The following is a 13,764-nucleotide window of genomic DNA, read 5'->3' as shown; positions in this document are numbered from 1 at the left end:
GGAATGCACGAGATGCCGGAACAGATTGTTGCTAAATTAAAAAAGGAAATCAACGATGTAGATGATGTCAAACTAAATATGATTGCAACAGAAGAAGGGGATGTTACCCTTATTTATTTTTCCTCACTTATAGAAAAAATGACCTTGCAAACAATGGTGTCTATTCCGTTAACCAATAATATTAAACAAATTCATCAAATGGCTCAATATGTGGATCCTAAGGATATACAGGGAGTTATTAAAAGATTGAATGCTGGGCAAACCCTGCTATTTTTTCATGAAACCAATGCGCTTTTAAGTATGGATACGTATAGCGCACCTACAAGGGCCATTACAAATACTGAAACAGAAGCAACCGTTATAGGGCCTCAGGATGCATTTACAGAATCATTGGAGACCAACATTTCTCTAGTGAGAAGGAGAATTCAAAGCGCTCAACTGAAAAATGAAAATCGAATTGTTGGTTCAGAAGCTAATATTAAAATTTCGATTATGTATATGGATAATATTGTGAATCACAAAAACTTAGACGATCTTAGAAATCGTATCGATCAAGTGGAATTCCCACTATTTACGGATATATCAGTGTTGAAGCAATTAATTGAGGATAATCCGCTATCACCATTTCCTCAATATTATATGACGGTACGCCCCGATAGTATTTGTCGCTACCTCATTGACGGCAGGATTGTCATGTTTATGGATAATAGCCAATTAGCGATTGTCTGTCCGACCTCTTTTTTTGAAATGTTCGTGTCGATTGAGGATTATTATAACCGATGGACAACAGCCTCATTATTAAGGATGCTGCGCTTTTTTGGTTTTTTCTTAACCATCATGATTACGCCCATGTATATATCAGCCTTAACTTTTCATCCAGAAATATTGCCGTATGAGCTATTGTTAAATCTTCAAGAATCGAGAAGTAAGGTTCCTTTTCCACCTCTCATCGAAGTGTTATTTATCGAGCTTATTATTGAAGTACTTAGAGAAGCCGGTTCCCGAATGCCTGCAAAAGTCGGACAAACAATTGGTATCGTAGGAGGTATCGTAATTGGTACTGCAGCGGTGGAAGCGGGGTTACTCAGTAATATTCTCATTGTTTTGGTGGCTACATCTGCCTTATTATCATTCCTACCGCCGATATTCCTAATGAGTAACACTAGCCGATTTGTACGGTATATTTTTATTTTGTCGGCAGGGCTCTTTGGATTGTTTGGACAGATGCTCGCATTTGCTTGGTTAATTCATCATTTGCTAAGTTTAAAATCTTTAGGAACACATTATATGACGCCTGGAATCCCTAGAAAGCCATCTGATTTATTAGATAATGTCATCAGATTTCCAACTAAATATTTAGCGAAAAAGACAGGTATTTCAAGAGCTCAAAAAAAACAGCCAGAGGGGAAATGAGGTGAAGACTTGAGTACGGCTAACTTAAAGATGTTAAATCGCTATCATGTCATTTTTTTGGCACAGAGTATTATGATTGGGACCGGAATACTGTCATTGCCGCAAAAATTAAGTGCTATGGGTTACACCGAGTGGTTTATGCCCGTATTATTCGGTGTTGTCGCTACTTTAACTCTTTGGCCAATGGTTTGGCTTTGCTCTAAATACCCCAATGAAAACTTATTTCGAATAAACGAAATTTTATTAGGGAAAGTAATAGGAAAAGTCATCAATCTATTTTTCGTCCTTCAATTTATTGTTTTTAGTGCAGGCATCATTAGTAACTATATGCATCTTATACAAAGTACAGCCCTGCAAGAGCAAACCATCACATTGCCTGTTATTTGTTTATTACTTTTACTTGTTTATATTATAAGTGGTGGCATCAAATCCATCGCTAGATTTTGCATGATGACTTTTTTTATAACGATCGGCATGTTTTACTTTACACGCTGGGCAATTGAGAAGGGAGAGTTTAGTCATTTAATCCCGTTATTTAATTTTGATTGGCAAGAATTTTTTGATGCTTTCAAAAAAGGATATTTATCAATCCTTGGTTATGAATTAATCATGTTTTACTTTCCCTATATTATTGATCAGAAAAAGGCGTACCGTCATTCACTAATTGGCATTTGGATTAGTATTTTCCTTTGTTTTTTCACAACAGTTGTAAGTGTCATCTATTATTCTGAATGGCAATTGAAAAATGTGGAGTTTTCAGTGCTGAATTTATTTAAAGCTGGCGAATTTTCCTTTGTGGAACGAATTGATATCATTGGTATTACGTTGTGGGTATTTTTAATATTATCATCAATTACTGCCTATGTTTGGTGTGCCAAATTAGGTGTCGATTCATTGTTAAAGAAGAAAAGAAATTATCAATTGTTTTTGCTCGCAGCTATCATTTTTTTGATTGTTAGAATGCCGTTTTCGCGTGAGTTCCAAGAAAAACTATTTACAACAAGCAATTATATTGGTTACATGTTAATTATTTGGCCGATCTTCTTAAGCGTGATATATGTAGTTCGAAAAAAGAAGGTGCAGCAATGAATAGAAAACTTCTAGGCATCTCCCTTATACTCTTAGTGCTATTGGTTGGTTGTTCAAGAAAAGAGCTAAAGGTACCATTAGAAGACGTAGGTATGGTTGGTATTATGGCTTTTGATTATATTGATGAAAAGCAAATGAAAATTACGGTAGCTATTCCACAATATTCACCAGAAGCACAGCAAAAAACACAAATTTTCTCTGTTGCAACAGATCTTGTTTCAAGTGGTATTGTAGAAATCGAAAAGCTTTCTGATAAAAAAATTGTCTTTAATCAGTTGCGGGTTGTACTGATCAACGAAGAATTTGCAAGAAAAGGGCAGGTTCGAAAGGTCATTCAGCATTTATACAGAAATGCAGAGGTAGGAAATAAGGTACTCATAGCAATTGCGAAAGACAATGCTGAAACCATTTTAAAGGGAGATTACCCTGATAAACCAAACATTATCTTTTACATTAATGATTTATTGGAGCCAAGTATTAATACAGCTTTTAATCCCAATACGAATTTACATGATTTCATTTATACAATTTCGAATCCTGTAACAGACACAATCCTTCCTTATATCGAAAAGCTCGATGATAAATTAGAAATCAAAGGTGTTGCAGTCTTCAAAGGGAATCATATGGAAGAATTGATAAAGCCTGAGGAAGCGCTTATTATTCAAGCATTACAAGGGCGAAAAAACCTTGCGCCGCTCCATCTAGATTTACATGAGGGACATGGGGAAGAAAAGCTAATGATTGATTTAATTGAGAGCACTATCAAAATGCGAAGTAATAAGAGTATTGAATCACCAAAGCTAATCATTAATCTTAAAATAAAGGGTACTTTAAGTGAATATAAGGGTGCAAGAGAATATGAACTGAATACTGTGGAAAGTATTAGCCACTTAGAGAAAGATATTAATAAGCAGCTAGAAGAGGATATCACAAAATTTTTAGATAAACTAAAAAATATGGATGTCGATCCTAGTGGGCTAAGTGAAAAGTTTAGAATGTACTATGATGGAAAGTGGACGACCAAAAAAACGAGGGAAGTCATAGGCAAATTAAAAACGGAAGTACATGTTGAGACGTCGATTATTAGTACAGGTACGTTAAAATAAAATGGACAATCCTTATGTTGAAGCGGATTGTCCTTTTCGTTTGTTTAAGATTTTCGCATAATAAAGCTTAAATGTCTGCCTGCCTGTTTGTCCTGCCGGTAGGAGAAGCCATCAGGGCTAAGGAATGTACAAGTGGCATCAATTTGAATCTGCTCAGATGGGATACCAGCAAGTTCACATTGTTTTTTCACAGTTTTTTGATTATCAATATGGTATTTATTCGTTTCAGCATTAAAGTACATGAATTCATCTGCATAACCAAGGCTATGGAACTTTTCGTAGACATCTGCGTCCACTTCAAACTTTTGCTGGCTTAATGCCATGCCAATTTGAATGTGAAAATCCTCTGGTCGGCATTGTTCTTCTTCCAAAAGGTGTTGAAACAGTTTGGGTGTTATTTCTTTGATAGTTCCTTGCCAACCTGAATGAATGACGCCCACTAAGCCGTTTGTAGCATTATAAAATATCACAGGGACGCAATCTGCTGTAAAACTGCATAGTAATAAATTAGGCTCAACTGTATAGAGTGCATCCGTATTTTTCACTGCTGTATCCATTTGCTCGGCACCACGTCCTTTATCGGCTAATGTAACACGATGGAAGTTGGCACTATGTGTTTGTTCCGTGCAAATGAAATCTTGCAAGCCGCAGTTCAATGTTGTTGCTAATTGTTGCCGATTGTCAATGACATCATGGATATTAGTGCAAACATGTAACGCCATATTATTGTGCTCTAATTCCATTGTATCCTTTAAGGTAGTGCCAGCGATAAATTGATCATTATCTACATATATTTTTGATTTCATTCAATCACCCCGCTTTACTATATAGGATTCCATGCTGAATGTATAGGTTCCTTTTCCTTGAATATTTGTTACTCTTTTCTCTTACCCTACTAGCAAACTTTTAGACATAATGAGTAGATTTCTTCACATATAGTATGGGGAATCCTATATGGAGGGAGAGCGTAAAAGTTGGCTCAACTAGATATTTTATTGATTTGCCAATTAGGAATGGGTCTTTTTTGGATCATTACATATATATTAGTTATTTATAAAGGATGGATGGATAAAAAATATGGCATGCCTATGGTCGCTATTTGTGCCAATATCGCCTGGGAGTTTATCTTTACTTTTCTTTATCCACCAAATGACCTTCAACGAATCATTACGTTTATTTGGCTCGTATTAGATATCTTTATACTGATGCAATTTTTACGCTTTGCGCCAACAGAATATCGGAGAATCCTCTCTAAAAAAACATTGTATGCCTCCTTTTTGGTCACTTTAATTTTCAGCATGTTGATGATTTTAGGAATTGTTCATCAATTTCAGGATTTTGAAGGGAAGTACGCAGCCTTTTTTCAAAATCTTATGATGTCAGGATTATTTATCGGTCTATTGTTACGAAGAGGGAATTTAGATGGTCAATCTATGGGGATTGCTGTCTGTAAGATGATTGGAACATTGTTTGCTGCGGTTGGTTTTTATCTCTACTTCCGTACACCGTTGATTACGATTATTTCGATGGCGACCCTCTTTTATGACTGTCTGTATATACTATTAATTTATCGAATGAAGCAAAAAATATTGGTAAGATAGGAATTTATAAGTAATATTGATGATTCATTAAGTTGGTAATTTATGTTAATTACAATCGTATTGCAACTTTATGACAAGGTGGATCACGCAAAACGGCGGTAAATTGGGGATCGTCCATTCATGTTGTTTGCCTGTCATACAATTGTAAAAATCCTTCCAAATATTTTGTGATGATTATAGCGCTGAAACTATTTACGATAATAGTAGAGCAAACAGGAAGGATGATTGACATGTTGAAAAAAATAAAAAATGCAGCACTTGCTTCAGTTATTGCAGCTTCATTATTAGTACCAGTAGGGGCAATGGCGGCTGAATCCTATACAGTCTCATCTGGTGACACGCTTTGGAAAATCGCATTAAAAACAGAAACGGGTGTACAAGAATTAATTGATGCAAATCCACAGCTTGCAAATCCAAATCAAATTAAACCTGGACAAAAAATAAATGTCCCTGTAAAGGAACAAGCAAATGTTGAACAAGAAGTTGTTAAACTTGTAAATGCAGAACGTGCTAAAGCAGGTCTCGCGGCATTACAAGAAGATTGGGAGTTATCAAGAGTAGCCAACTACAAGTCTCAAGATATGCATGATAAAAAATACTTTGACCATACAAGCCCAACGTATGGTACGCCATTTACAATGATGAAAAACTTTGGTATTTCTTATCAATCAGCTGGTGAAAATATTGCCATGGGTCAACGCTCAGCACAGGAAGTCGTTACGGCTTGGATGAACAGTGACGGACACCGTGCCAATATTCTCAACAAAAACTACACACATATCGGTATAGGGTATGTAGCGGATGGTAACTACTGGACACAAATGTTTATACAAAAATAAAAAAAGAACTGCCCAAACTCAGTAATGACTGAAGGGGGCAGTTCTTTTCCTTTACAACCATCAATTCGTTTGTTTGCTAAGCCACTCATATGCGGATGGTGTCAAATAATGTGTCATTCACTGGATGCCTTTTACTAGCTTTCTACTGAATTTTTAGGGCAATGGCTTTAGCGCGTGAGTTGACCCCTAGCTTACTGTAAATTGTGGATAAATAAACACGAACAGTTCCTTCTGATAAATGCAACAACTTAGCTATTTCACGATTTGTTTTACCATCTACTAGCAAATCATAAATATCTTTTTCTCGTTGTGTCAGCATTTCTGGAGCTCTTGCATTGAACGATGTACCTTCTTTCAGATAGTTAAAATAAACGGTCGGTAAGGTTTCCCACCTTTGAGCGAGCTGTTCGAAATAAATTTCTAGTAGCGGTTCTAAATCTTTTTCATCTAAAAATGTTCGAACATAATAGAAGGGTGCTGCTAGTTCGAATGCTTCGTGTAAAGTTTCTAAGGCAAGCTCTTGCTGACCTAAACAGTATTGACAAATTGCTTCAAGTATTGAGGCTTCAATAATTGTGGAAATCTGTTCTTCCTGTTGCGCCTTCATTTTTACTTGAATCAGGCTCGTTAAGGCTTCGTTAGGCATTTCCTTTAATAATAACAAACGGGCGTGCACCAAGAGCCAAAAGGGTTGTGTCGTTTTTGTAGACTGTAAGATCAAGTCTGCCTGCTGACTATCGCCAGCCATAATATGACAGTAAGCTTGCATAATGTGTATAGATGTTCGCCAATGCTTTTCAGTCACATCTTCTAAAAGCTGTGTCAACATGGCAAGGGCTGAACCCATCTGATTTTGCTGTATATAGATTTTTGCTTTCAGAAGATACATTGGGATTAATAATCCGGGATCTTGTAATTGATGACCTAGCTTGAGCGCCATTTCAAGTTCTTTATGGGTAAAGGTTAATAGGTTGCGTTCATATAAAGATTCAGCAGAAACCCCATAGGTAAATGCAGTAACATTAGCCGTTTGTAAAGATGTTTCTCGAAATAGCTCACTAATGACTGTCCCTTGTTCTAATGTTTGAAGTTTTCCCTTTGAACCAATGCTTGTCCGTAAAAGTTTATATTCAAAAATATTATAGGGAATAGGAACAAGATCCCATCGTGAAGGCATTGGTCCTTTTGCGAGTTGTTTTCGCATAATTTCTTCGACTAACTGTAAATCTCCACCAGAGGCCACGATTGCTAAAGCTTTTGCACTTTCATAGATATAGGTCATGGCTGCATGTTCCTCTTGCTCCATCCACTGTTCTGTCAGTTGTCGCACTTCAAGTTCTTGCATAAGGGATGAAGCCGTTTCAACTGCCATGGTTGAAATCGATGTCAGAAAGCCAATAATTAGCATTTCGTAAGAGACAGTATATTGGGCACGACGAAGCTGATGCAACCATCGTATAAACGTTGCCGTCTGACCTGATAAATAAAGTTGAACAAGATGATCAGTTATCCATGGAGCTGCTTGGTCATATTGTCCATGTTCGAGTGCTAGTTCAATGGCAGAGATATAATCCCCTTGGTTATAAATGAATTGGGACGTTTCTAGTACAAGATTATGAATTTCTTGCTTCGAAAATTGTCTAGTTAATTCCATTTGTAAAGCTTCAGCTAATAAATGATGGTAACGGAAAATGGGCTGTTTGGATCGCAGTCGAATCGTAAAAAGCCCCTTAGCTTCTAAATTTTCCAATTGTTCAAGACTATTCTTTTGCTTTGTCAATTGGTCACAAATAGCAGGATCCAGCTCATGTAATAGGGAAGTACGCAGCAGGAATTCCTGTGTTTCAGATGGTAGTTTATGAATAATTTCTTGCCATAAAAATTCAGAAATAAAGGGCTGTGCCGTCTCTTCAAATGCATCTATTTCATGTTCATTGGCCAAGCTTGTTAACAATAACCCAGCTGCCCAACCTTCTGTTTTGTCCAAAATAGTTTGTAATTGTTGGTGGTTTAATGTAGCTAAATGCTTGCTGGAAAAAAACCGCTTCACCTCCTGTAAAGTAAAACGTAAATGTCCAGAATGAATTTCATGTGTCCATTGCTTAACGCGCCATTTAGCTACTGGTAGTGAAGGGACGGAACGAGTAGATACATAAATATGTCCGTGACAAGGTAAATATTCTACGAATTGTGTCATGAGTTGATGAATCACTGGATTTTCTATTACATGATAATCATCTAGTACAATCGCTATTGGTTGTTCCATTGTATTCATTTCTTCTAATAAAGAATAGATAAAAAATTCAAGTGTTGCAGGGTCCTGTGAGTTTAGGAGCGGTGCAAGAATCTGATCTATTTGACTTTGAGACGCCCTAGCAATGGCGTGTAAAACATATGTCCAGTAACGTATAGGATCATTATCAGCAGCATCTAGTGAAACCCATGCAGTAGCCTCTTTCTTATATTTAAGCCAACTACTTAGGGTACTGGTCTTTCCATAGCCTGCTGGAGAACGTAAAATGGTTAGTTTGACATGTATATGTTGATCAAATAAATCGAATAATTGTGTTCGTTCTATTAGGGTGGGTGAATGGTCTGGCATTGTTATTTTAGAAGATAATAACGTTTGAGGCATCTTAACTTCCTCCTTTAGTTCAGAAAAGTTCCATAATTTTCTTTCATTGTACTAAACTATTATCATTTTTTCGTATGTTAATAGTCCTATCATTACCATTTTTCAGTATCATTTTGGTGTATAAATGTAATTGTGGTGGACAGTCAAAACTGAGTCAATGGTTCTTTCTCTTTTATCATATCCAATTCAGCAATACTTCAGCATACTGCTTTTCTTCCCACACGCATAAAAATTTCGTGGACAAGGAATCTAATGATGCTTGGAAACTAATTTAAACAACCAATCTGCACTTTTCGGAACTAGTTAGATTAGGTGAATGCACAAGAAACCGATTTCTGTGGGCATATGGTAGCCATATATGTCAGGAAGGATGTTCAGTGTGGGAAAAGAACAAAAATTTTTTAGGATAAAGTTTAAGTCAAATCCAGGTTGTCATTGTCATTGTTGTGGTTTTTGTTGCCCTTGTCGTTGTAAGCCACCATTTTTACCTGTACCGCCAAGTTGTAACTATCTCGTCTATGTGACAGACGCTGGACAGTTTGCGACCCCTGATAATGGAGTGTCAGTGATCGATACAGCGACAAATACTATAGTCGCTTCCATCCCAGTAGGAACGGCTCCTTTAGAGGTAGCGATAACACCAAACGGAGCATTTGGGTATGTTCCAGCGCTCTTCTCTGATAATGTCACAGTTTTTAATACTGAAACAAATATGGTAGTCACTACGATTCCTGTAGGAGATGAGCCTCTTGGTATAGCGATTTCACCAAATGGAGCCCTTGCTTATGTCTCAAATCATGGACCTGCAGCTAACTCTGTATCCGTCATAGATACAGCGACAAATACCGTAACGGCTACTATTCCAGTAGGGTTCCAACCTCAAGGTATTGCTTTTACACCGAATAGTGCGTTTGCTTACGTTGCAAATGAAAATTCAGGTAGTGTATCTGTTATAAATACAGCTACCAATACTGTGGTTGCTACCATCCCTGTTGGAATTCGCCCAAGGTCAATTGTTTTCACACCAAGTGGACAATTTGCTTACGTTACAAATGAAAATAGCAATAATGTATCTGTCATTAATGTTGCAACAAATACAGTAGTTGATACAATCTTTGTGGGAACAGGCCCAGTAGGAACAGCCATAACACCCGATGGAACACTTTTGTACATTGTCAATAAAGGTAGTAATACTGTATCTGTCATCAGTACAGCGACAAATACGGTGATAGCTACAATCCCTGTAGGATCTTCTCCTGACCAAGTAACCATCTTGCCGAATGGAACTTTTGCATATGTCACAAATCAAACTGACAATACGGTGTCTGTCATAGATATAGCAACCAATATGGTAGTGGATACAATCCCAGGATTTAATGGGCCAACTGGTATAGATACAGGGGTAATTTGCCAATAAAAGTTAAAACGATTTGATTTCATCATCCGATGTCCGTGTGGCTCAAGGATTTCAAACAAAATAACCACTAGTAATCTATGGCAGGACGCGCTATTTGAACCAAATTGAGGTGGTAAAAGAACAGTAATGGGAAAAGTACGTTCTGACAGGATTTTGGGATAGCGGTCATTTACTTCTAAAATGTATTAGTACCCAAGCTATCCTAGCGTTACATAATAAACTTATCAAATGTGGTCTTCCCTTGTTTGTTTTTATTTCAAGTAGACGTGATTGAAGTTTCATTATTTCGGACAAATAAATATCTACAAAAACCACACACTATTAACAATATGCGAATAAGATGTCTCTGTAGTATGACCATAGAGGTAGGTGTTTATTGTTGAAAAAGAAGTGGATGGCAGCATTTTGTATTTTCTGTATGATGGGACTAGTAGGTTGTCAAAACGATTCAACCTATGACCAAAGACTAGAGCAAGAAAATCAACAATTAAAGCAGCAAATCGAAGAACTTCAAAAGCCCGTTAACTATGAGCAAGCCCCACAAAACGAGCCGGCTATAGTAGAGATTGTAGATCCTACGACCAAGAAGATTATTGAAACGATTTCACCAAAGGATAGTGGCTATGAGACTAATCTGCCAGCCTATCAACAGCATATCGAGCAAATCGCAAAGGAATTAGCAAGAGGGACGGATGCAACAGAAGGCTATGACCAACGGATGATGCTCGATCGATTGGATGAAGAAGGAAAAATCATTAAGGGAAGACCACAAATGATTTTAAAAGAAAGTGAACTAGTGGAGAGAATTTTAGAAGCCTCAACGACTGGTGGTCAAGTGGAAGTGCCACTTTATATTACTCAAAGTGGTTATTCATTTGAGGATATTCCTTATTTAAATGAGGTCGTTGTGGCATCCTATACGACTTATTTTAATAGTGCCGATGTGGGAAGAAATAAAAATATTGAGCTTTCTGCCAAGGCCATTGATAGTGTCATCGTTGGCAGTGGGGACCATTTTTCGTTTAATACGATTGTAGGACCTCGAGATGAGGCTAATGGCTATCAGCCTGCACCCGAAATTATTAATAAGAAAGTTGTTATGGGGATTGGTGGGGGTATTTGTCAAACTTCTTCAACTTTGTTTAATGCAGTGGATCAAATACCAGTTAAATATGTAGAACGTCACCACCATTCCTTGGATATTGGGTATGTACCAAAGGGAAGGGATGCGACGGTCTCTTATGGAAGTTTAGATTTTAGGTTTCAGAACACAAGTGATGTGCCATTTTTAATTCAAACTACCTATGGAAAGAATTTTTTGACTATCGAAGTTCGAACAGCTGAAAAATATGTAGAAATATTGACAAAGGGCTAATGAAGTGTAAAGACACCATAGGACGTTGGTGTCTTTTTTTTAGTGTCATGATATAGTTAAATTAGAATATATTACAAAATATTTGGGGAGGGGGACAGACAAAATGCACCCAAAATTGGCGGCCGTAATAGAGGCAATGGATTTATACCAAGCAACATACCCTGAAGATGCTTGTGTCATAGTGGCAGATACCGAAAAAGTTCTTGCTTATAAACCTGGGAAGCATGTTGACTTAAAAGTAGGTGTTGGGGAACCGGTACATAAATATCGAGGAACGGCAACAGAAATCGCGTTGAGTACAGGGCGATTTGTTAAAGAGGAACGAGGAGCAGAGGGGTTTGGTATGGCGTATATCGCCTCCGCGCAGCCTATTTTTGACGGGGGCCATATCATAGGTGTATTAAGTGCCATCATATCCAATGAAAAAATGGATAATATGCGCCTATTAGCGACAGAACTTTCGAGTGCTGTTGAAGAAATGACTGCCACAAATGAAGGGTTAGCCACAGCGAGTATAGATGTTTCCAATCGCTTGGGGGAATTATCGAATTTCTCCGAATCAATGGCAGACGATATTGCACAAATTGATATGATTGTGAATTTAGTAAAAGAGTTAGCCACGAAATCCAAAATTCTTGGCTTGAATGCGTCAATTGAAGCTGCGCGTTCGGGTGAGCACGGACGTGGTTTCGCTGTTGTTGCTTCTGAAATACAAAAAATGTCCCAAAGTAGTACAGAAAGTGCTGATAGTATTACAAGGCAATTAGAAAGCATTAAACAATCAATTGATCAGGTCAATGCTTCTGCTAATCAAATTGCTGCTTTTACCCAACAATTTGCGACGAGTATGCATGAATTAAGCGATGCTTATAAAGGGGTAAATAGTACAGCTGAAAAGCTAATGCACATTAGTGAAATCAAAGTTTAAAGAACATAAAAAGGATAATAGCCATGAACTAGGCTATTATCCTGCAGTTAAATAATCTCTAAAATTTCCTCTGGTGTCGCTACCTTATACTCAGGTTCTTCTTTTTGTATAACTTCTATGGCATCATAGCCCCACTCTACCCAAATAATGGGTATACCTGCTTTCTTACAGGCTATAATATCCCTCTGTTCATCACCAATATATAACACGTCAGATGATGAAACATTCGATTCCTGTAAAAACTTTCTCATGACTTTATCCTTGCCAAAAATACGGTTAGAGCAAAGGACATCTGCTACACAGTGAATGCCATTCATTTTGAGAAATTCTAAAATATTGTCCTTTGAATTTGACGAGATAATCAAAATTTTATAACCTCTTCTATCAATCTCCAGCAATACTTCTTTCATGCCTTCGAAAAGATGCACATCGTTTAATGATTGGCGATACAGTTTATAGAATTGCGGTAAAATCATCGGCAATTTATACATCGGAAAATCAAATAATTTACTGCGTTCAGAGATCGATAATTTTTTTAATGTATCAATCTCCTTCAATTCAATGCCTTTAAATTTGTATTTTTGTGCTAGTGTATTCCATGCTGACGCAAACACAGCCGTTGAATCTGCTAGTGTTCCATCAAAATCAAAGATAATATACTTCATTGCCAAGTTACTCCTTTTTCATCTAGTTGTATTGACGTTTTATGCTTAAAAATGTTACAAGGAATGGGCTGTCTGATTGTTACAAACTTCGGGAAATTATACAACAACAATTTTCTGCGTTACATAAACATCTTATGGTAAATATTATCAGATAATGCACCGTTTGCAATGGAAATAATGCAACAGAAAAAGATGCCTCAAAAGTAAGGTGAGGCATCTCAGATTGTAGACAAAAGCCATCGAGAAGTTCACTCTCGATGGCGCTTTTGTCATTTTTCTTTCTCTTTCATTTTCAATATTTGGTAAATCAATGCCGAATCCAACATACTCTTCGAGCATAGTTGCTCTCTTAAGCTACTTGCCACGTCCAAGTAGCCAGTTTCTTTAAATTCATGGCAGAAAAAGTAAGCATCGCCTGCATGGACAATTTTTTAAGACCTCTTAAGGTCGTCCATCGCATACCATGCTTTTCCTTCGCATCCGCAAAGACACGCTCAATCGTTTCTTTACGCTTTGCATAGATTTGTTTGATCTCATAGGAATGGCGTAAATGTTCAGCTTCCTCCACATACGATTCCCAAATATGGCGTTGAATGCGTTTTTGGTGATTCTTACTTTCTGTACATTGTGATAGACATGGACACTTAGCACAACTTAAAGGATCCGATTTATATTGGCGATACCCTTCCTTGGTCG

General features: G+C 37.3%; 12 protein-coding genes. 8 read left to right on the top strand and 4 right to left on the bottom strand.

Annotated features, from left to right (window positions below):
• Positions 1-3: 3 nt before the first annotated feature.
• The 3 genes from AO843_RS21045 to AO843_RS21035 are packed head-to-tail and all read left to right on the top strand — an operon-like array spanning position 4 to position 3,608.
• Positions 4-1,413 (top strand): spore germination protein, encoded by a 1,410-nt coding sequence (locus AO843_RS21045; protein ID WP_054613029.1) that lies wholly within the window; start codon positions 4-6, stop codon positions 1,411-1,413.
• A gap of 9 nt (positions 1,414-1,422) precedes the next feature.
• Positions 1,423-2,502, top strand: a complete 1,080-nt coding sequence (locus tag AO843_RS21040) for a GerAB/ArcD/ProY family transporter (RefSeq protein WP_054613028.1) — start codon at positions 1,423-1,425, stop codon at positions 2,500-2,502.
• Positions 2,499-3,608 (top strand): Ger(x)C family spore germination protein, encoded by a 1,110-nt coding sequence (locus AO843_RS21035; protein WP_054613027.1) that lies wholly within the window; start codon positions 2,499-2,501, stop codon positions 3,606-3,608. Before AO843_RS21040 ends, AO843_RS21035 begins: the two co-directional genes overlap by 4 nt.
• 44 nt (positions 3,609-3,652) lie before the next feature.
• Here AO843_RS21035 and pgeF read toward each other — a convergent pair whose 3' ends face one another.
• A complete protein-coding gene (gene pgeF, locus AO843_RS21030) occupies positions 3,653-4,414 on the bottom strand; it encodes a peptidoglycan editing factor PgeF (protein WP_054613026.1) in 762 nt (253 codons plus the stop codon).
• Between the two features lie 168 nt (positions 4,415-4,582).
• On the opposite strand from pgeF, the gene AO843_RS21025 reads away from it, so the two are divergent.
• Both AO843_RS21025 and AO843_RS21020 read left to right on the top strand, forming a co-directional pair.
• Positions 4,583-5,209 carry a transmembrane-type terpene cyclase gene (locus AO843_RS21025; RefSeq protein WP_231630215.1) on the top strand — a complete coding sequence of 209 codons (627 nt, stop codon included), beginning with the start codon at positions 4,583-4,585 and terminating at the stop codon, positions 5,207-5,209.
• A 230-nt stretch (positions 5,210-5,439) separates the two neighbouring features.
• Entirely contained in the window at positions 5,440-6,048 is a 609-nt protein-coding gene (locus AO843_RS21020) for a CAP domain-containing protein (protein ID WP_054613025.1), read from the top strand.
• 142 nt (positions 6,049-6,190) lie between these two features.
• Here the strand turns inward: AO843_RS21020 and AO843_RS21015 are convergent, their stop codons facing one another.
• Positions 6,191-8,683, bottom strand: a complete 2,493-nt coding sequence (locus AO843_RS21015; protein ID WP_054613024.1) for a winged helix-turn-helix domain-containing protein — start codon at positions 8,681-8,683, stop codon at positions 6,191-6,193.
• Positions 8,684-9,062: 379 nt separating this feature from the next.
• On the opposite strand from AO843_RS21015, the gene AO843_RS21010 reads away from it, so the two are divergent.
• The 3 genes from AO843_RS21010 (at position 9,063) to AO843_RS21000 (ending at position 12,403) form a co-directional block, all read left to right on the top strand.
• Positions 9,063-10,100 carry a beta-propeller fold lactonase family protein gene (locus AO843_RS21010; protein ID WP_369814445.1) on the top strand — a complete coding sequence of 346 codons (1,038 nt, stop codon included), beginning with the start codon at positions 9,063-9,065 and terminating at the stop codon, positions 10,098-10,100.
• Positions 10,101-10,479: 379 nt separating this feature from the next.
• Positions 10,480-11,475 (top strand): VanW family protein, encoded by a 996-nt coding sequence (locus AO843_RS21005; protein ID WP_054613023.1) that lies wholly within the window; start codon positions 10,480-10,482, stop codon positions 11,473-11,475.
• A 103-nt stretch (positions 11,476-11,578) separates the two neighbouring features.
• Positions 11,579-12,403: a methyl-accepting chemotaxis protein gene (locus AO843_RS21000; protein ID WP_054613022.1), complete on the top strand. Its 825-nt coding sequence runs from the start codon at positions 11,579-11,581 to the stop codon at positions 12,401-12,403.
• A gap of 47 nt (positions 12,404-12,450) precedes the next feature.
• Here the strand turns inward: AO843_RS21000 and AO843_RS20995 are convergent, their stop codons facing one another.
• On the bottom strand, positions 12,451-13,068 hold the full coding sequence (locus tag AO843_RS20995) for an HAD-IA family hydrolase (RefSeq protein ID WP_054613021.1): 618 nt from the start codon (positions 13,066-13,068) through the stop codon (positions 12,451-12,453).
• A gap of 349 nt (positions 13,069-13,417) precedes the next feature.
• Positions 13,418-13,764, bottom strand: a 347-nt coding sequence (locus AO843_RS20990; RefSeq protein WP_197278975.1) for a transposase, incomplete at its 5' end; no start/stop codon positions are given.

It is taken from the genome of Lysinibacillus sp. ZYM-1 (genome assembly GCF_001308875.1).
Lineage (GTDB): Bacteria > Bacillota > Bacilli > Bacillales_A > Planococcaceae > Lysinibacillus.
Note: the sequence above shows the minus strand (reverse complement) of the source record. Positions and strands in the feature narration are given on the sequence as shown.

Excerpts from the sequence above, each read along its gene's own strand:
- AO843_RS21035 (WP_054613027.1), top strand. The coding sequence starts at position 2,499 with ATGAATAGAAAACTTCTAGGCATCTCCCTTATACTCTTAGTGCTATTG.
- AO843_RS21045 (WP_054613029.1), top strand. The coding sequence starts at position 4 with ATGCACGAGATGCCGGAACAGATTGTTGCTAAATTAAAAAAGGAAATC.
- AO843_RS21015 (WP_054613024.1), bottom strand. The coding sequence starts at position 8,683 with ATGCCTCAAACGTTATTATCTTCTAAAATAACAATGCCAGACCATTCA.
- AO843_RS21020 (WP_054613025.1), top strand. The coding sequence starts at position 5,440 with ATGTTGAAAAAAATAAAAAATGCAGCACTTGCTTCAGTTATTGCAGCT.
- AO843_RS20995 (WP_054613021.1), bottom strand. The coding sequence starts at position 13,068 with ATGAAGTATATTATCTTTGATTTTGATGGAACACTAGCAGATTCAACG.
- AO843_RS21000 (WP_054613022.1), top strand. The coding sequence starts at position 11,579 with ATGCACCCAAAATTGGCGGCCGTAATAGAGGCAATGGATTTATACCAA.
- pgeF (WP_054613026.1), bottom strand. The coding sequence starts at position 4,414 with ATGAAATCAAAAATATATGTAGATAATGATCAATTTATCGCTGGCACT.